This is a genomic window from Nocardia sp. CNS-044 (assembly GCF_059570515.1).
The window spans coordinates 592,292-611,361 of the sequence record NZ_JCANSX010000005.1; the positions used below are offsets into that span (position 1 = coordinate 592,292).

Here is a 19,070-nt window from a genome sequence, read left to right on the forward strand (position 1 = left end):
GCCAATAGCGGTCACCGCGCAGACCGCGTCGAATTTGCAGGTTTGGCTCTAGGACGACGAGCACCCGCGGGCGAAAGCGAGTCGGGGCCTCACAGGTAACAGGCGGCGTCGCCGCCGTCCTGCTGCGTGTGCCTCGGAGGAGAAGAAGGAATGGAAGAGACTTTCGACGACTACCTGGACGAAACCGGGAACATCCGTATTCCCGAGGATCACACCCTGGTTGATCACGTCGAGAAGCACACCCGCAACGACGCGAACACGCTCGCGTACCGCTACATCGACTACTCGCGGGAACGCGATGGCGAGGTGCACGAGCTGACGTGGCAGCAATTCGGTGTTCGGCTGCGCGCGGTGGCCGCCCGTCTGCAGCAGGTGACCAAGCCGGGCGACCGGGTCGCGATCCTCGCTCCGCAGGGCCTCGACTACGTGGTCTCCTTCTTCGCCGCCATCTACGCGGGCACCATCTCGGTGCCGCTGTTCGACCCGGACGAGCCCGGTCACACCGACCGCCTGCACGCGGTGCTCGGCGACTGTGAGCCCTCGGCCATCCTGACCGCGAGCTCCTCCGCGGCCGGGGTGCGTCAGTTCTTCCGCGCGCTACCCGCGGCGCAGCGCCCGCGCATCATCGCGGTCGACGCGATCCCGGACAGCGTCGGCGAGACCTGGGTCCGCCCGGACATCAAGATCGACGACATCGCCTACCTGCAGTACACCTCGGGTTCGACCCGGGTTCCGGCCGGTGTGGAGATCACCCACCGGGCCGTCGGCACCAACCTGCTGCAGATGGTCCACTCCATCAACCTGGACTGGAACTCGCGCGGCGTCACCTGGCTGCCGCTGTTCCACGACATGGGTCTGCTGACGGTGATCCTGCCCGCGGTGGGCGGCAAGTACATCACCATCATGTCGCCGAGCGCGTTCGTGCGCCGCCCGTACCGCTGGATCAAGGAACTCGCCGCGGTCTCCGACGGCGCCGGGACCTTCGCCGCCGCACCGAACTTCGCCTTCGAGCACGCCGCGGCGCGCGGTCTGCCGAAGCCGGGCGAGTCGCTGGATCTGTCGAACGTCATCGGCCTGATCAACGGCAGCGAGCCGGTCACCACCTCCTCGATGAAGAAGTTCAACGAGGCGTTCGCGCCGTACGGCCTGCCCAAGACCGCGATCAAGCCCTGCTACGGCATGGCCGAGGCGACTCTGTTCGTCTCCGCGACCAAGGCCGAGGACGAGGCGAAGGTCGTCTATGTCGACCGCAACGAGCTCAACGCCGGTCGGATGGTGAAGATCGACCAGAACGCCGAGAACGCCATCGCGCAGGTGTCCTGCGGTTACGTGGCGAAGTCGCAGTGGGCCGTGATCGTGGACCCGGAGACCGTCGAGAGCGACGGCGGCGGCCACGAGCTGCCCGACGGCCGGGTCGGCGAGATCTGGCTGCACGGCAACAACATGGGCATCGGCTACTGGGGCCGTCCCGACGAGACCGCGAAGACCTTCCAGAACAAGGTCACCGAGCGGCTCGCCGAGGGCAGCCACGCCGAGGGCGCCGAGGCCGACGGGCACTGGATGCGCACCGGCGACTACGGCGTGTACTTCGAGGGCGAGCTCTACATCACCGGCCGCGTCAAGGACCTGGTGATCGTGGACGGCCGCAACCACTACCCGCAGGACCTCGAGTACTCGGCGCAGGAAGCGAGCAAGGCGCTGCGCCCCGGCTTCGTCGCCGCGTTCTCGGTGCCCGCCAACCAGCTGCCGCCCGAGGTCTTCGAGCAGGGTAGCCACTCCGGCCTGAAGACGTTCGACGCCGACGACGCCTCCGAGCAGCTCGTCATCGTCGGCGAGCGCGGACCGGGCGCGGGCAAGGCCGATCCGCTGCCGATCGCCGACGCGGTGCGCGCGGCCGTCTCGCAGCGCCACGGCGTCACCGTGCGCGACGTGCTGCTGGTCCCCGCGGGCTCGATTCCGCGCACCTCCAGCGGCAAGATCGCCCGGCGCGCCTGCAAGACCGCTTATCTGGAGGGAACCTTGCGCGGTGGTTACACCCAGCAGGCTTTCCCCGATGCACCGGAAGAGTAATTGCCCAGGGTGAGTTAGAAGCCGACCAGCGACGCTCGGCGCGGATCTCATCCACGCCGAGCGTCAATTCACGGCGCGCCCGGTTACGCAGACAGGTAGCTTGAGGAATTGATGGCTGACAACGAGGGCACGCCCACCCAGACGACCGAAATCGCCTCCGCCGCCACGGAAGGCGCGGCCGCGCCTGCCGCCACGGACATCTCGGTGGCCGAACTGCGAGAGTGGTTGCGCCGCTGGGTCGCCGACGCGACCGGGCAGCCGATCGAGCAGATCACGGTGGATCGGCCGATGGAGGAGTTCGGGCTCGCCTCGCGCGACGCGCTCGCCCTCGGCGGCGACATCGAGGAACTCACCGGTGTCATGCTGAACGCGACCGTCGTCTACAAGCATCCGACCATCGCGTCGTTGGCCGAGGTCATCGTGCACGGTGAGCCCGAGGCGCCCGAGGAGTCGGCGGACGACGCTTTCTACACCGCCCGTTTCACCCCGGGCGAGGCGCACGACATCGCGATCGTCGGTCTTTCCACCCGGCTGCCCGGTGCGGGCGACACCCCGGAGTCGACCTGGGAGTTCCTGATCAACCGCGGCGACGGCATCCGGGAAAGGCCCGAAGGTCGCTGGTCGGAGTTCCTTAGCGAGCCCGAAGTCGCGAAAGCCGTCGCCGAGGGCAATACGCTCGGCGGCTACCTGGACCAAGAGGTCGTCAAGGGCTTCGACGCCGAGTTCTTCGCGATGTCGCCGATCGAAGTCGAGCGCGTCGATCCGCAGCAGCGACTCATGATGGAGCTGACCTGGGAGGCGCTCGAGCACGCCAGGATTCCGGCGAGCGAGCTGCGCGGTGAGTCGGTCGGCGTCTTCATCGGTTCGTCCGCCAACGACTTCCAGCTGATCGCGGCGCTCGGCCTCGGCGGCGAGCGCGACGGCAACCTGCCCGCGACGGCGCAGGGATACGCCATCATGGGCAGCGTCTCCAGCATCATCCCCAACCGGGTGTCCTACTTCTTCGACTTCCGCGGTCCGTCGGTCTCCGTCGATACGGCCTGCTCGTCGACGATCGTCGCCGTGCACCAGGCGGTGCGTGCGCTGCGCGACGGCGATGCCGATCTGGCGCTGGCGGGCGGCATCAACATGATCCTGACGCCGATGGCCACGCTCGGCTTCGACATGGGCGGCGGCGTCGCGAAGGACGGCCACATCAAGGCCTTCTCCTCCGACGCCGACGGTATGGTGCGGTCCGAAGGCGGCGGCCTGGTCGTGCTGAAGCGACTGACCGACGCGGAGCGGGACGGCGACCGGATTCTCGCCGTCATCAAGGGTTCCGCGGTCAACAACGACGGCCGTTCCAACGGTCTGCTGGCGCCGAACCCGGACGCGCAGGCCGACGTGCTGCGCGCGGCCTACCGCGACGCGGGCATCAAGCCCTCCACCGTCGACTACATCGAGGCGCACGGCACCGGCACGCCGATCGGCGACCCGATCGAGGCCGACGCGCTCGGCCAAGTGGTCGGTCGCGGTCGCGACGCCGACAAGCCCGCGCTGCTCGGCTCGGCCAAGACCAACTTCGGCCACCTCGAGTCCGGCGCGGGCGCGGCCAGCTTGGCCAAGGTGATCATGGCGTTCCAGCACAACGTCATTCCGCCCAACATCAACTACGCGGGCCCGAGCCCGTTCATTCCGTTCGAGCAGGCGCGGCTGAAGGTCGTCGACGAGCCGACCGAGTTCCCGCGCTACAGCGGCGTCGCCACCGTCGGCATCTCCGGCTTCGGCTTCGGCGGCACCAACGCGCATGTCGTGCTTCAGGAGTACGTGGCGTCTGCTGCCGCACCCGCTGAGGGTGCGCCGGTCGAGGTGTCTGCTGAACAGCGTCTGGACGACGAGACCACCGACGTGGTCGCCGAGGCCACCGAGATCGTCGTCGAGGCCGAGGCGGAAGCCGTCGAGGCTGCGGCCGCCGAGGTGGAAGCAGCCGAGGTGGAAACCGCGGCGCCCGCCGAATGGTCGGCCGACCGCGAAGAGCCGCTGCCGGTGATCCTCGCGGTGTCCGGCTACCTGCCCTCACGCCGCAAGCGCGCCGCCGCCGTGCTCGCCGACTGGCTGGAGTCCGACGCTGGTCGCGACGTCCCGCTCGCCGACGTGGCCCGTTCGCTGGCCAAGCGCAGCCACTGGCGTTCGCGCGGCGTCGTGGTCGCCAAGACGCACGAAGAGGCCGTCGCCGGTCTGCGCGCGATCGCCGCGGGCAAGCCGGGCACCGGCGTCTTCACCGCCGACGCCCCGGCCGCGCAGGGCCCGATGTGGGTGCTCGCCGGATTCGGCGCGCAGCACCGCAAGATGGGCAAGCAGCTGTACCTGGAGAACTCGATCTTCCGCGCCACCGTCGACCAGGTCGACGAGCTGGTGCAGGACGAGGCCGGTTACTCGATTCGCGAGCTGATCCTGGACGACGCCCAGGACTACACCGTCGGCACCTCGCAGGTCGGCATCTTCACCATCCAGATCGGTCTGGCCGCGCTGCTGCGCGCGCACGGCGCCGAGCCCACCGCCGTCGTCGGCCACTCGATGGGCGAGGTCGCGGGCGCCTACATCGCGGGCGGTCTCGCGCTCGAGGACGCGGTGCGGGTGATCTGCGCCCGTTCGCGCCTGATGGGCGAGGGCGAGCAGATGATCAGCGACGACGACGTGCGCAACATGGCGCTGGTCGAGCTCAGCGCCGCCGACGTCGAGGCGATGCTGCCGGAGTACCCCGACGTGGAGGTCGCGGTGTACGCCGCGCCGACCAACACGGTGATCGGCGGCCCGACCGAGCAGGTGCAGGCGATCGTCGCCAAGGTCGAGGAGGCGGGCAAGTTCGCCCGCGTGCTGCAGACCCGCGGCGCGGGCCACACCTCGCAGATGGATCCGCTGCTCGGCGAGCTGGCCGCGGAGCTGGCCGGTATCGAGCCGACCCGCATGAAGACGGGCCTGTACTCGACGGTGAACAAGGAGCAGTACTACCGTCCCGGCCACGACCCGATCCACGACGAGGACTACTGGGTCAAGAACATGCGCCACAGCGTGTACTTCACCAACGCGGTGAAGCTCGCGGTGGACTCCGGGCACACCACGTTCCTGGAACTCGCGCCGAATTCCGTTGCGCTGATGCAGGTTCTGGGCACCACCTTCGCCGCGGGGCTGCACGACGCGCAGCTCATCCCGACGCTCAAGCGCAAGGAAGACGAGTCGGCGGGCGTGATCTCCGCGCTGGCCCAGCTCTACGTGCACGGTCACGCCGTCGACCTGCCCTCGCTGCTGCCCGCCGGTGACTACGCCGACGTGCCGCGAACGGTGTTCGTGCGCAAGGAGTACTGGCCGAAGGCGCAGATGACCAGCGGCAGCGGCAACACCAAGGTCCCCGGCGCGCACGTCGCGCTGCCGGACGGCCGCCACGTCTGGGAGGTCCAGGCGGGCGCCGTCACCGAGCCGCCCGCGCTCGTACGCGCCGCGGCGGCGCAGGTGCTCAGTGATGTCGCCCTCGGTGCATCCGTGCCGCACGGCGCGCTGCCCGCGGCGGGCACCCTCACCACCACGCTGACCCCGCACCTCGGCGGCGCGTCGGTGCAGGTGCACGCCAAGGAGGGCAACGCCTTCCGCTTGCTCTTCGAAGCTGTCGTGACCTCCGGCGCCGCGCTGCCGGAAACCGCTGTCGCGCAGCCGGTTACCGAAACCGCGGTCGCGACGGTCACCGAGCCCGAGGTCGTGGAGACCTTCGGCGACCGCTGGGACCCCAACGGCAGCCAGACCATCGAGCAGCGGCTCGCGATCATCGTCGCCGAGTCCATGGGCTACGCGGTCGAGGACCTGCCGATGGAGATCCCGCTCATGGAGCTGGGTCTGGACTCGCTGATGGCCATGCGCATCAAGAACCGCGTCGAGTACGAATTCGACATCCCGCAGCTGCAGATCCAGGCCGTGCGCGACGCGAACCTCAACGAGGTCGGCAAGGTGCTGCGCTACGCCATCGAGCACCGCGACGAGGTGCAGGCCATGGCCGACAAGCAGGCCGCGGGCGAGGAGATCGCCGTCGACGGCGACTTCATCGCCGCGGCGCGTTCGGCCCTGGAATCGGGCGAGGATCCGGCCGCCGCGGTGAAGGCCGCTGGCGCGCCGGTGCCGGGGCTCGACGCCGAGAACACCACGATCGAGGCCGAGGCGGAAAAGATTGTCGCCGAGGCGGAATCGGCCGCGGTCGCCGCGACGGTCGAGGCGCCCTCGGAGCCGGAGGAAGACGCCGCTGCCGCGCTCTTCGGCGAGCAGCAGTCGCAGGCCGACGAGGACGGCGTGCCGCCGCGCGACGCCGCCGAGCGGCTGACCTACGCCAGCTGGGCCGTTGTCACGGGCAAGTCGGCGGGCGGCATCTTCAACACCCTGCCGATCCTGGAGGAGGAGGTCGCCGAGAAGCTGGCGGCCCGCCTCACCGACCGGGTCGGCGCCGAGGTCACCGTCGACGACGTGCTCGACTCGGAGACCATCGAGCAGCTCGCCGAAATCGTGCGCGGACTGCAAGACAGTGGTGCCGACGTGGAGGGCTTCATCCGTCCCCTGCGCCCGCGTCCCGAGGGCTCGAATGCCGTGCCGGTCTTCGTCTTCCACCCGTCGGGCGGCAACACGCTGGTCTACGAACCGCTGCTCAAGCGCCTTCCGGCCGACACCCCGATGTACGGCTTCGAGCGCGTCGAAGGCGATATCGAGGAGCGCGCGCGGCAGTACCTGCCCGAGCTGCGCAAGATCCAGGGCAACGGACCTTACGTGCTGTACGGCTGGTCGCTCGGCGCGGTCTTCGCGCTCACGGTGGGACAGCTGCTGCGCGCGGAAGGCGCCGACGTGCGCTACGTCGGACTGATCGACCTCGCGATCCCGGCCGAGCCGGAGGACAACAGCCCGGCCGAGCGAGTCCGGCGCATCCAGCGCTACCAGGAATTCGCGAAGAAGACCTACGGCATCGAGGGCGAACTGCCCGAGGAGCAGCTCATGGAGCTGGCCGGTGCCGACGACGACGAGCAGTACACGATCGTCACCAACCTCATCAAGCTGACCGGCGCCAAGATCCCGGGTGGTGTGCTCGAACACCAGCGCACCTCCTGGGTCGAAGGACGGCACCTGGCCAAGACCACGCCGACCCGCTATGACGGCAACGTTGTGCTCTATCTCGCCGATCGCTACCACGACGGGATGATCGAACTCGAGCCGCGCTACGCGGACCGGCGCCCCAACGGCGGCTGGGACGAGTACATCCCCAACCTCGAGGTCATCCACATTCCGGGTGATCATCTGCAGATCGTCGACGAGCCGCGGATCGGCAAGATCGGTGCCGACCTGACCGCGAAGCTCGGGGAAATCGAGGCGAAAGGCGCACAGTGAGCACTACTGCCGAGAAACTCGCCGACCTGCGGAAACGTCTGGATCTGGCGCAGGAACCGGCGGGTGAAGCGGGGGTCGCGAAACGGGCCAAGAAAGGCATCCCCAGCGCCCGCGACCGGATCAACATGCTGCTCGATCCGGGAACCTTCGTGGAAATCGGCGCTCTGGTGCGCAAGCCCGGTGATCCCACCGCGCTGTACGGCGACGGCGTGGTCACCGGCCACGGCCTCGTGGACGGCAGACCCGTGGCGGTGTTCTCCCACGACCAGACCGTGTACGGCGGGTCGGTCGGCGAGATGTTCGGCCGCAAGGTCGCCTACATCATGGAGTACGCCGCCAAGGTCGGCTGCCCGGTCGTCGGCATCAACGACTCCGGCGGCGCGCGCGTTCAGGAGGCGGTCACCTCGCTGGCCTGGTACGCCGAGCTCGGCAGACGCCAGGAGCCGCTGTCCGGCCTCGTTCCGCAGGTCTCGATGATTCTCGGCAAGTGCGCGGGCGGCGCGGTGTACGCCCCCATCAACACCGACGTGGTGGTGGCGACCGAAGAGGCGTACATGTTCGTCACCGGCCCCAAGGTGATCCGCGAGGTCACCGGCGAGGACGTCAGCCTGGAGGAGCTGGGCGGCGCGCGGAGCCAGGCCGAGTACGGCAACATCCATCACGTCGCCAAGGACGAGACGGCCGCGTTCCAGTGGGTCCGCGACTACCTGAGCTTCCTGCCGACCAGCTGCACGGAGCGGGCGCCGATCGTGAATCCCGGCCTGGAGCCGGAAGTCACCGATTCCGACCGCGAACTGAACTCGATCGTGCCCGACTCCGACAACGCGGGCTACGACATGCACGAGATCCTGCTGCGCATCTTCGACGACGGCGATTTCCACGAGATCGGCGCGACCGCGGGACGCAACATCATCACCGGCTTCGCCAGGGTGGACGGTCGCAGCGTCGGCGTGGTCGCCAACCAGCCGATGGTGTACGCCGGTGCGCTCGACGCCCGCGCCTCGGACAAGGCCGCGCACTTCGTCCGCCTCTGCGACGCCTTCGAGCTCCCGCTGGTCTTCGTGGTGGACACGCCCGGCTTCCTGCCCGGTGTGGAGCAGGAGAAGATCGGCGTCATCAAGCGCGGCGGCCGCTTCCTGTTCTCCTTCGTCGAGGCGAGCGTGCCCAAGGTGACGGTGGTGATCCGCAAGTCCTACGGCGGCGGCTACGCCGTGATGGGCTCCAAGCAGCTCGGCGCCGACGTGAACCTGGCCTGGCCGACCGCCCGCATCGCGGTGATGGGCGCGGAGAGCGCGGTGAGCCTGATCGGGGCGCGGCAGATCGAGGCGGCGCCGGAGGAGCAGCGCGACGCGGTGCGCAAGCAGATGATCGACTTCTACAACGCGACCGTGGCGACGCCGTGGGTGGCCGCCGAGCGCGGGTACATCGACGCCGTCATCGAGCCGTCGAGCACCCGCCTGGAGCTACGCCGCGCTCTGCAGCTGCTGCAGGACAAGCAGCTCGAGCGCAACCCGCGCAAGCATCACCTGCTGCCGCTGTAACTTCCCAGCGAATCGAAATCGGGCCGTACTCCCTTGGGAGACGGCCCGATTCGCGTTCCTATGTTCGGCGCTCAGCCGATGCTCGCGGATTCGATGACGACGGCCTCGAGCGGCACATCCTGGTGCATGCCCGCCGAGCCGGTCCGCACTCCCGCGATCTTGTCGACCACCTCGGCGCCGTCCACGACCGCGCCGAACACGGTGTAGCCCCAGCCGGACGGCGTGGGCGCCGAGTGGTTCAGGAAGTCGTTGTCGGCGACGTTGATGAAGAACTGCGCGGTGGCCGAGTGCGGGTCGTTGGTCCGCGCCATCGCGACGGTGTACTTGTTGTTCTTCAGGCCGTTGTTCGCCTCGTTCTGGATCGGGGCGTTGGTGCCCTTCTGGCGCATGTTGGGCTCGAAGCCGCCGCCCTGGATCATGAAGTTCGGGATCACGCGGTGGAAAATCGTGCCGTTGTAGTGGCCGGCGTTCACGTAGTCCACGAAGTTCTGCACCGTCTTGGGCGCCTTCTCCGCGTCCAACTCCAGGACGATCGCTCCGAAATTCGTCTCGAGATTCACCTTGGTCATACCCACACCTTTCCATTCGACCGGTAATGGGTCAGCACGTCGGGTCGTGTTTCGGGGTGAAAAGTACCCCGGATCGAAATTCGGCGAACTCACAGCACGCTTCCGGGACCCGGTGCCGTCCCGTTATTCGCTAGCATTGCCAACCGTGCCCGACGCCGCAACCGCTGTCTTGACGAAGCCTCCCGCCGCACCCGAGGTCCGACCGAAGGACTATCGAACGGCGCGAATAATCGCGCTGGTGGCCGGGGTGCTCGGTGCGCTGCTGGCGCTGGCCACGCCGTTCCTGCCCGTCGAGCAGACCACCGCGGTGCTGAAGTGGCCGCAGGGCGGCACGCTGGGCAACGTGCAGGCGCCGCTGATGTCGCAGGTGCCGACCGGCCTGCGGGCGACCATCCCGTGTTCCGCGGTGGCGTCGTTGCCCGCGCAGGGCGGCATGCTGCTGGCCACCGCGCCGCCGCAGGGCGACCGTGCGGCGCTGGAGGCCATGTTCGTGCGGGTCTCCGAGTCGTCGGTCGACGTGGTGGACCGCAACGCGGTGGTCGCGTCGGCCGAGCGTGAGCGGATGGGCGAGTGTTCCTCGATCGTCATCACCTCCGATCGCGAGCGCACCCACGCCGCGTTCGAGGGACTGACCAGGACCGTCGACCAGCCGGTCGAGGGCGGACGCGGCGTCGAGAGCGTCCAGGTTCCGGTCGAGGGTCAGCTGATCGGTGATCTGCGGCCGCAGGTGGTGGGCGTCTTCTCCGATCTGAAGGGCGCGGTCCCGGCCGGTCTGGCCTTCGACATGACTGTCGACACCCGGTTCAGCTCCAGCCCGACGCTCGTCAAGATGATCGCGATGATCGCGGCGCTGCTGTGCACCCTCGTCGCGCTGGGGGCGCTGGCCCGCCTGGACAGCAGCGATGGCCGCGGACACCGCCGCTTCCTGCCCGCCAACTGGCTGAAGCCGACCTGGGCCGACGGCGCGGTGATCGGCACCCTGCTGCTGTGGCACTTCGTCGGCGCCAACACCTCCGACGACGGCTACATCCTGAGCATGGTGCGGGTGGCCCCGGAAGCCGGCTACATGGCCAACTACTTCCGCTGGTACGGCGTGCCGGAGGCGCCGTTCGGCTGGTACTACTACGTGATCCAGGTGTTCGCCGAGATCTCCACGGCGAGCCCGTGGGTGCGCCTGCCCGCGCTTGCCTGCGCCATCCTCTGCTGGATGGTGATCAGCCGCGAGGTGGTGCCCCGCCTCGGGCGCGGCGTGCGCGCGAGCAAGGTGGCGCTGTGGACCGGCGGCCTGGTGTTCCTCGCCTTCTGGCTCCCGTTCGACAACGGCCTGCGCTCGGAGCCGATCGTCGCGCTCGGCGCGCTGCTGACCTGGGTCTCCATCGAGCGCGCCATCGCGACCGGACGCCTGCTGCCCGCCGCGGCGGCGGTGCTGATCGCCGCGTTCACGCTGGCGGCCGCGCCGACCGGTCTGATGTGCGTCGCGGCGCTGCTCGCCGGTATCCGTCCGCTGGTGCGGGTCGTGGTGCGCAGGCACCGCGAACACAGCGCGCTGCCGCTGCTCGCGCCGATCGCGGCGGCGGGCGTGCTCGTGCTGACGGTGGTCTACAGCGATCAGACCTTCGCCGGTATCCAGGAAGCGAACCGGGTGCGTCAGGCCACCGGCCCGAACCTGGCCTGGTACGAGGACTACCTGCGCTACTACTACCTGTTCGTGGAGACGGTGGACGGCTCGCTCTCGCGCCGCTTCGCCTTCCTGATCATGCTGCTGTGCCTGTTCACCACCATGCTGGTGCTGCTACGGCGCAGGCGGGTGCCCGGCATCGCGAGCGGTCCGACTTGGCGGTTGATGGGCATCGTGCTCGGCACGATCTTCTTCATGATGTTCAACCCGACGAAGTGGACCCACCACTTCGGCGCGTACGCGGGCATCGCCGGTTCGCTGGCGGCGGTCACGGCCGTCGCTGTTTCGGCGAGCGCGTTGCGCGCACGCAAGAACCGGGCGATATTCCTCGCGGGTCTGCTGTTCGTGCTGGCGATCGCGTTCTCCGGCATCAACGGCTACTGGTACGTGTCCAGCTTCGGCGTGCCGTGGTTCGACAAGCGGATCTCGCTGAGCGGCTACCAGTCGAACACGGTGATGCTGGTCCTGTTCGGCCTCGCGCTCGCGCTGGTCGCCTGGTCCGCGCTGCGCGAGGACTACGCCAAGCCGCAACCCTCGGCGAAGACGGTGCGGGGCAAGCGGATTCGCAAGTTCGCCGCCATCCCGCTGACCGTGGTCGCCGCGATGATGGTGCTGCTCGAAGTGGCCTCGCTGGCCAAGGGCGCCTACTCGCAGTACCCCGCGTACTCGCTGGCCCGCTCCAACTTCGACGCGCTCGGCGGCAACATGTGCGGCCTGGCCAACGACGTGCTGGTGGAGTCCGACCCGAACGGCGGACGACTGAACCCGATCATCGATCCGGCCGACCCGCCTGCCAACGGCGACCCGCTGGCGGGCGCGAAGCCGGTGGGCTTCGATCCCAACGGCGTGCCGGACGACCTGTCCGCCGACAGCGTCGAGGTGAAGCCGGGCACCGGCAACACCTCCACCCAGTCGGTCGGCGCGGCCTTCGCCGAGGGCGAGAGCGCGGGCACCGGCGGCGGTCAGGGCGCGCTCGGCGTCAACGGCAGCACCGTGGCCCTGCCCTTCGGTCTCGACCCGGCGACCACGCCGATCATGGGCAGCTACCAGGAGGGCGTGCAGCAGCCCGCCAACCTGACCTCGAGCTGGTACGAGCTGCCCGCGCGCTCGGCCGAACGCCCACTGGTGGTGATCTCGGCCGCCGGACGCATCCTCTCCTTCGACGACACCGGCTCGATGAAGTACGGCCAGTCGCTGACGGTGGACTACGGCCGCCGCCAGCCCGACGGCAGCGTGCAGAAACTCGGCACCTACCTGCCGCGCGACATCGGCCCGTTCCCGTCCTGGCGCAACCTGCGGGTGCCGCTGGACGAGCTCGCGCCGGACGCCGACGCGGTGCGCATCGTCGCCAACGACCCGATCCTGATCGGTGACCAGTGGCTGGCGTTCACCCCGCCGCGGATGCCGAAGCTGAACTCGCTCAACGACTTCCTCGGTTCCGAGCAGCCGATCCTGCTGGACTGGGCGGTGGGTCTGCAATTCCCGTGCCAGCGGCCGTTCTACCACGAGAACGGCGTGGCCGAGGTGCCGAAGTACCGCATCCTGCCGGACCGGCCGCTGGCCATCAGCTCCACCAACACCTGGCAGGCCGAGGAATTCGGCGGCCCGCTCGGTTTCGCGCAGATGCTGGCCAAGTCGACCACCATGCCGACCTATCTGAAGGACGACTGGGCGCGCGACTGGGGTTCGCTGGAGCGCTACGACCAGTACGACCCGAACGCCAAGCCCGCCCGCCTGGAGACCGGGACGGCGAACCGTTCCGGCATGTGGTCGCCGGGCGATATGCGGGTGTTCTGACCCGAAACGTAGGCAGGGCCGTGCCGCAGGTGAGAATTCACCGGCGCACGGCCCTGTGCGTTTTCGGGGGGACGTAGTAGGGATTTCGGACAGACTCGTACTCACGGCTTTTCGGCTTTCGCCGGGCCGCCGCGGGTGAGGTTTCGGGGGGTCGGCTCAGACCTCGAGCATGCGGCGCCCGAGTTCGCGGCGCAGGACCTCCTGGGAAGGGAGACGGCCGAGTACCCGCTGCACCGCAGGGCGTATTTCGCGCTTTTCCTCGTCGGTGAGCAGATCGACGAGATCGCGCAGATCCATGTCATCGAAGGCTGCTGTCATACCCACAAGATTACGGTCCAAACGCGGCCGCGTCTCGTATTCGAATCATCGGTTACGGAGGTGTCACCTCATCGAAACCGACAGTGCGTCAGGAGGTTTCGTGGGCAGCCCGAGACGCGGGGCGGCAGTTCGAAACCGACCGTACGGCCTCCCGGTCGGTAGGGCGACCGGCGATCTGTTCGGCGTCGAACTCCCCGTCGTCCCGGCCGATTCGTGCCGGGACGACGCATTCGAATCCTCGCTCGGCCGAGCGAAGACGCCTCGACTCCGCGCGTGGCCGTGACGCCTACTTCACCCGAATCGGGTCGTCCTTCGCGATGCCGCCGCGCGTCACCGTCGTGACCCCGATCGACGCGGGCCGCGCCTCGGGATCATACGGCGTGAACTGCTCCAGCGAACCCCAATCGCGTGCCCAGTCGTGGTCGAGATAGGTCGGCACCGTCTCGGCCTTCAGCAGCAGTCCGGTCCAGCCGAGCGGGCCGCCGCCGATGTCGTCCTGCCAGGCGTTGGAGGCGTCGGAGCCGACGCGGTCGGGCAGGATCCGCCACTTCGGCGCCTCGGCGACGCCGTCGTGGTGGTCGAACGGTCGCTGGCACGGGAAGGCCAGGCCGACGTGCCAGTCCAGCAGCACCGGATCCGATTCCCCGACAACCGAATTCAGGGTCGCCAGGCGCGGCAGGCGCGGCGGGGTGACGGCGAGCCACTGCTTCGAGGTGATGTCGTTGTCCACCGCGACCAGGCGCACCGCGTTCGCCTCGGCGGGCAGCCGATCGAGCGGCACCCGCAGATTGCGCCAGGACGGGGCCCCGCCGATGTCGAGCGGGTTCACCGAGCCCAGCGCGGTCACCGCGCCGTCGGCGCCGCGGGTTCCGTACTCCAGGCGCAGGTCCTGGCCGTAGGTGACCACGCCGTCGGCGTCCACCGACCTGATCCGGCCCGCCGCGGTGATGGCGAGCACGCGGTAGGCGGGGTCGTGGCGCATGCTGTCGGTGAGCTCGAGGCGGTACCACTGCGAGGTCAGCGACGACTGTTTCTGCTCGCCCTCCTGGTAGGAGCCCATGACCGGGGTGCGCGCCGGGTCGAGGCCGAACGGCAGCGCCACGGTGCTGCCGTTGATGCCCGCCTGCTCGGTGGAGCCGCCGCCGGTGCCCGCGCCGGTGGTGTTGGTGGTCTTGTTCTTCGAGTCCTTGTCCACCGTGTTCGCGCCGCCCGTGGTGGTCTCTTCCGCGTCGGCGGTCAGGTCGCTCGCGACGCCGTTGGGGGAGAAGCCCTTCGATTCGGCGTCGAGACCGTCGGCTGGCGTGCCCTCGTAGGGCAGCAGCAGCGAGTCGGCGGTGTCGGTCTCGACCAGCACCTCGTCGGCCAGCGCGCACGGATTGCCGCGCAGGGATTCGACATTCGACTTGGCGATCGAGTACGCCGGGTACTGGGTGGCCGCGGCCTTGGCCAGCGAGGCGAACTCGAACAGCACGAGCAGCGCGGCGGCGATGGTCAGCGGCGCGGACGCCAGCCGGTCGAAACCGTTGGCGGGCTTGGTCCTTTCGCGCCGGTAGGGCTCGCGGTAGTGGAACCAGAGCGCGAGCAGCAGCGCGACGCCGGTCAGGCCGAGGAACAGCGTCGAGATGCCCTTGCCCGCCACCAGCGGCGCCTTGTCCCACCACGGCACGCCGTAGCTGGAGACGTACCACCAGCCGTTGGAGCCGGTGAAGGTGATCGCGAGCAGGAACAGTACGGCGGCCGCGAACAGCGCACGGTTGCGGGCGGAGCGAATCGCCGCCGTGCCCACCGCGACGGCGGCCAGCGCCGCCAGCGATCCGGCCAGGCCCGCGTAGACGCCGAAGTGGTGGGTCCACTTGGTCGGCGTGAACATCATCAGGAACAGCGAGGCGAACACGATGCCGAGGATGCGCACCGAGGGACCGCGCGAGGTGCCGGGAATGCGCCCCTTGCGCAGCACTTGGAGCACGCAGACCAGCAGGCACAGCAGCATGAGCAGCACGCCGAAACGTCGGGACAGCGAGCCGTCCGGGGCGAGCATGAGCAGCGAGTCCCAGCGGGTGCGCTCGTCGAACCAGGCCACGTTCGGGCCGACGACCGTGCGCACGCGGGTCGCCTCCATCACCGTCGACAGGGTCTGATCGGCGAAAACCGCGATCAGCACGAGGGTTCCGGCCGCGAGACCGGGAAACACCAGCGCGGAGTAGCGGAAGACCTTGGCGCCGAAGGAGTCCGTGGCCGAGCCGCGCGCCCGCTTCACGATGATCTCCAGCACCGGCCGCGATCCGGCGATCAGCGCGGCGACGCAGATCAGGCCGGTCGGACCGGCCGCGAGCGAGAAGGCCGCGATGAGCACGGCGACGGCGGCGGGCAGCAGCCTGCCGGTGGCGATGGCGCGCTCGATGGAGCACCAGGTGAGCAGCGCGCCCGCGGCGATCAGCGGTTCCGGGCGCAGTCCGTTGTCGTAGGGGAGCCAGAAGGCGAGGAAGACCAGTCCCGCCGTCCACAGCGCGACCCGGTCGCGGCGCACCCGAGCGCCCAAGCGCGGCAGCACCTCTCGGCTGATCACCAGCCACGAGACGATCCCGGCGAGCAGCGTCGGCAGGCGCATCCACGGGCTGGCGTCGGAGATCTTGGTCATCCAGGCCAGCACCTCGTAGGACCAGCCGAACGGGGCCTCCGGCACCGCGAACCAGCGGTAGTAGTTGGCCATATAGCCCGAATGCTCCGAGGCCCGCGCCATATTGAGGATGTAGCCGTCGTCGGAGGTATTCGCGCCGATGACGTGCCAGGCCACCAGTGCGCCGAGCACCACGGCGTCGGCGGGGGAGAAGCGCCACCAGTGCGCGGGCAGGAAGCGGCGGGCCCGCCTGCCGTCGCCGGTGTCGATCAGATGCAGTGCGACGAGCGCGATGATCGTGCAGACCGCGGCCGCGATCATGGCGGCCAGTTTCAGTGCGCTCGGTGTGGAGGAGAACCGGGAGTCGATGTCGGCGCGCAGCTTCGCGCCGCCGAGCTGTTCGGCGGTCAGATCGGTGAACACGCCGACCACCTGCGGCCGGATGTCACGGTCGATCGTGTTGCGGAAGGCGGTGCCGTCTTCGCGTCGCACGCCGGTGAATTCGACGGTGGTCGCGGCCGCGGTCGAGACGATCTCGATCCCGCCGCAGGACGCGATTTCGGCCACCGGCGCGGACAACAGCGGAATGTCGCGTTGCAGCACCGAGAGCGTGCCGTCCGCGATCGAGACCACCAGACCCTTGCTGTTGGCCTGGCCGGAGGCGACCGGGATGGTGGACAGCACCGTGTCGGCGCCGGACTGGAGCGTCGAGCACGGCAGCGTGGCTTCCAGCCGCAGCGGCACATAGGAGACCAGTGGCGCCTCGACGTCGGTGGCGCCCGGCTGGGGCCAGTCCAGCGTCGCCCGGTCCTGCTCCACCGGCAGCAGCGGCGTGAGCAGCGCCAGCACGAATCCGAGAAGTCCGGAGACGAGGGCGATCAGGCGGTATCGGGAGAACGCTCGAGTAGATCGGTCCGGTCGCACGATCGTTCATGCTAATCACCGCCCGAACGTGACTCTCGGCACCGAGGGCGGGGCCCGCTTCAGACCAGTGCGCGGACGTCCCAGATCCACACGTCCTCGACGCGCGTCGGGGCGAAGCCGAGCAGCTGGGTGACGGTGCTGGTGAGCACGTCGGAGTTCTTCGCGGTCGGCAGCACGAGCACATCGGCCTGCCAGAACCGCAGATCCGCCAGCGCGGCGGCCCGCGCCTCGGCGCCGATCGGCGGTACGGCACCGGTGTCCTGCGCTTTCACCAGGAGCATCGCGGTTTGCCGGGCCTCGGGTCCGTAGCTGCCCTTCTTCTCGACTCCGGTCGGACCGACGAAGTAGCCGTCGGCGAGCGGGAAGGCGAAGTCCGTGTCGGCCTGCCAGCGCAACGCCCGCGCGTCGGGCGGACGCGGCGGCGGGATCACGACGACCGAGCCGTCGTCGACGTACTGTCGCACCGCGCCGTCGGTGAAGAAGCGCGGCGCGGGCGCGCGTTCGGTCACGGGCAGGACGGTCGGCGTCAACGGCAACAGCGCGAAGGTCAGCGCCGCGAACCAGGCGAGCGGCTTCCAGTCCACCGCCGACTGTTTCCAGGACGCGACGGCACGATCGGATGCCAGCGCGAACACCGCGGCGATCGCGGGCACGGCGGCCATCGTCAGCCGGGTCTCCAGCACCGAATTCAGCAGTGGGATCTGTTCGGCCAGCGCCCACGGCAATTGGACGCCGGTCGGGCGCTTGCCGAGGGTGGCAACGGAGCCGAGCGAGAGCACGCCGAACACCGCGATCACCGCGGCCGCCGCGCGCACCACCCGGTCGCGCCAGAGCAGCGCAACGGTGGCGATCAGCACGAGCAGCAGCGGCCAGCCGAAGTAGGCGTTCTGTTCGGTCTCGTTGATGGCGACGTTCTGGCCCGGGGCCCACGCGCCGCCAAGGGATTCGGACGGGAACTGCACCAGGGTCTTCAGATCGTTGCCCATCGGACCGTGGTCGATCGAGCGATAACTCTGCGGACCGAAGAACTGCCACCACAGCGGGACCGCCGTGAGCAGCAGGGTGAGACCCGCGGCCGCGGCCACCGTCGGGGCGAGCGCACGCAGGACGCGCACGCCCTGTCGCGGCTCGCGCAGGTGGTACACGACAACGAACAGCCCGAACGCGAGCGCGAAGATCAGCAGCGGCTCCTCGCCGAGCGCGATCTGCGCGGCGACGAGCAGGGCGAGCGCTACCGCGTCTCTGATCCGGTTGCGCGGCGCGGCCGCGGCGACCGCCCCCGCCCTGGCAGGTGCACTTGTGCGGAGACGGCGCATGAGCAGACCGTGTCTTTCCGTTGCAGGCACGCACTCGGAGAACCACTTATGGGCAGGTAACCCTGCCCCCGCCCTGGCGGGTGCACTTGTGCGGAGACGGCGCACGAGCAGACCGTGTCCTTCCGTTGCAGGCACGCACTCGGAGAACCACTTATGGGCAGGTAAACCCGTTTTCGCCATGCGGATCAGCAGCCCCGCGATGATCGGCAGCAGCGCCAGCGCGACGAAGTTCGGGTGCGCGTTGGCGTGCGAGATCATCGCGGGAGCGAAGCCGCAGAACAGGCCGCCGATCGCCGCGGCCGCCCGCGAACTCACCAGTTCCCGAGCGAACAGCCAGTACCAGGCGTAGGCCGTCGTGGCCAGGCCGAGGGTGAGGGCGAGCACGAACGTGACCGTCGGACCGAAGAGCAGGGTGACCGGGGTGAACGGGACGCCGACGCCGAACATGGCGGTGTTGGCCATCATGTTCACCCCGGCCGGGAAGTTCTGGAGATTCGTCCCGAGCGGGCTTTCCAGGTTCGCGACCGAATGCGCGGTCACCGCGAAGAACCACTCCCACATCGTCTGGTCCTGACCGCTCTTGATCAGGTAGCCGCTGTCGGTGTCGCGCCACTGCGCGGACAGGACCGTCGCTGCCAGCGCGAGGTAGGCGAAGGCGATGAGGAGGTCGGCCGGGTGGATGCGGGAGCGTATCCGCTCGCGGGCTCGACGGGTGATCGCGCGCGCGGGCCTTCGCGCTGTCGCGGACCGTTCGAGCAGGACCCGTCTGTCCGCCGAGCCGTCCTCCGCCGATTCGTCCATTGTGTCCTGATCGGCGCTGTTCGACCGCACGCGTGAAACTCTCCC

8 protein-coding genes are annotated in these 19,070 nt (G+C 69.2%); 4 read left to right on the forward strand and 4 right to left on the reverse strand.

From position 1 onward, the window contains the following. The first annotated feature begins 150 nt into the window (after nucleotides 1–150). The 3 genes from fadD32 (at nucleotide 151) to T333_RS03730 (ending at nucleotide 9,005) form a co-directional block, all read left to right on the forward strand. A complete protein-coding gene (gene fadD32, locus T333_RS03720; protein ID WP_354998147.1) occupies nucleotides 151–2,070 on the forward strand; it encodes a long-chain-fatty-acid--AMP ligase FadD32 in 1,920 nt (639 codons plus the stop codon). A gap of 111 nt (nucleotides 2,071–2,181) precedes the next feature. Next, nucleotides 2,182–7,464, forward strand: coding sequence for a polyketide synthase Pks13 (gene pks13, locus T333_RS03725; RefSeq protein WP_496423675.1), 5,283 nt, complete (start codon nucleotides 2,182–2,184; stop codon nucleotides 7,462–7,464). Next, nucleotides 7,461–9,005: an acyl-CoA carboxylase subunit beta gene (locus tag T333_RS03730; protein WP_354998145.1), complete on the forward strand. Its 1,545-nt coding sequence runs from the start codon at nucleotides 7,461–7,463 to the stop codon at nucleotides 9,003–9,005. Before pks13 ends, T333_RS03730 begins: the two co-directional genes overlap by 4 nt. A 71-nt stretch (nucleotides 9,006–9,076) precedes the next feature. On the opposite strand, the gene T333_RS03735 is transcribed toward T333_RS03730, so the two are convergent. Further along, a complete protein-coding gene (locus tag T333_RS03735; RefSeq protein WP_496423676.1) occupies nucleotides 9,077–9,574 on the reverse strand; it encodes a peptidylprolyl isomerase in 498 nt (165 codons plus the stop codon). A 145-nt stretch (nucleotides 9,575–9,719) separates the two neighbouring features. On the opposite strand from T333_RS03735, the gene T333_RS03740 reads away from it, so the two are divergent. Beyond that, nucleotides 9,720–13,049, forward strand: a complete 3,330-nt coding sequence (locus T333_RS03740; RefSeq protein WP_496423677.1) for an arabinosyltransferase domain-containing protein — start codon at nucleotides 9,720–9,722, stop codon at nucleotides 13,047–13,049. A gap of 156 nt (nucleotides 13,050–13,205) precedes the next feature. On the opposite strand, the gene T333_RS03745 is transcribed toward T333_RS03740, so the two are convergent. The 3 genes from T333_RS03745 to T333_RS03755 all read right to left on the reverse strand — a co-directional run bounded on the left by T333_RS03745 (nucleotide 13,206) and on the right by T333_RS03755 (nucleotide 19,025). Further along, nucleotides 13,206–13,367, reverse strand: coding sequence for a hypothetical protein (locus tag T333_RS03745; protein ID WP_169810867.1), 162 nt, complete (start codon nucleotides 13,365–13,367; stop codon nucleotides 13,206–13,208). Between the two features lie 286 nt (nucleotides 13,368–13,653). Next, nucleotides 13,654–16,908: an arabinosyltransferase domain-containing protein gene (locus tag T333_RS03750; RefSeq protein WP_496423678.1), complete on the reverse strand. Its 3,255-nt coding sequence runs from the start codon at nucleotides 16,906–16,908 to the stop codon at nucleotides 13,654–13,656. 59 nt (nucleotides 16,909–16,967) lie between these two features. Continuing rightward, nucleotides 16,968–19,025 carry a glycosyl transferase gene (locus T333_RS03755; RefSeq protein WP_496424132.1) on the reverse strand — a complete coding sequence of 686 codons (2,058 nt, stop codon included), beginning with the start codon at nucleotides 19,023–19,025 and terminating at the stop codon, nucleotides 16,968–16,970. Nucleotides 19,026–19,070 lie beyond the last annotated feature (45 nt).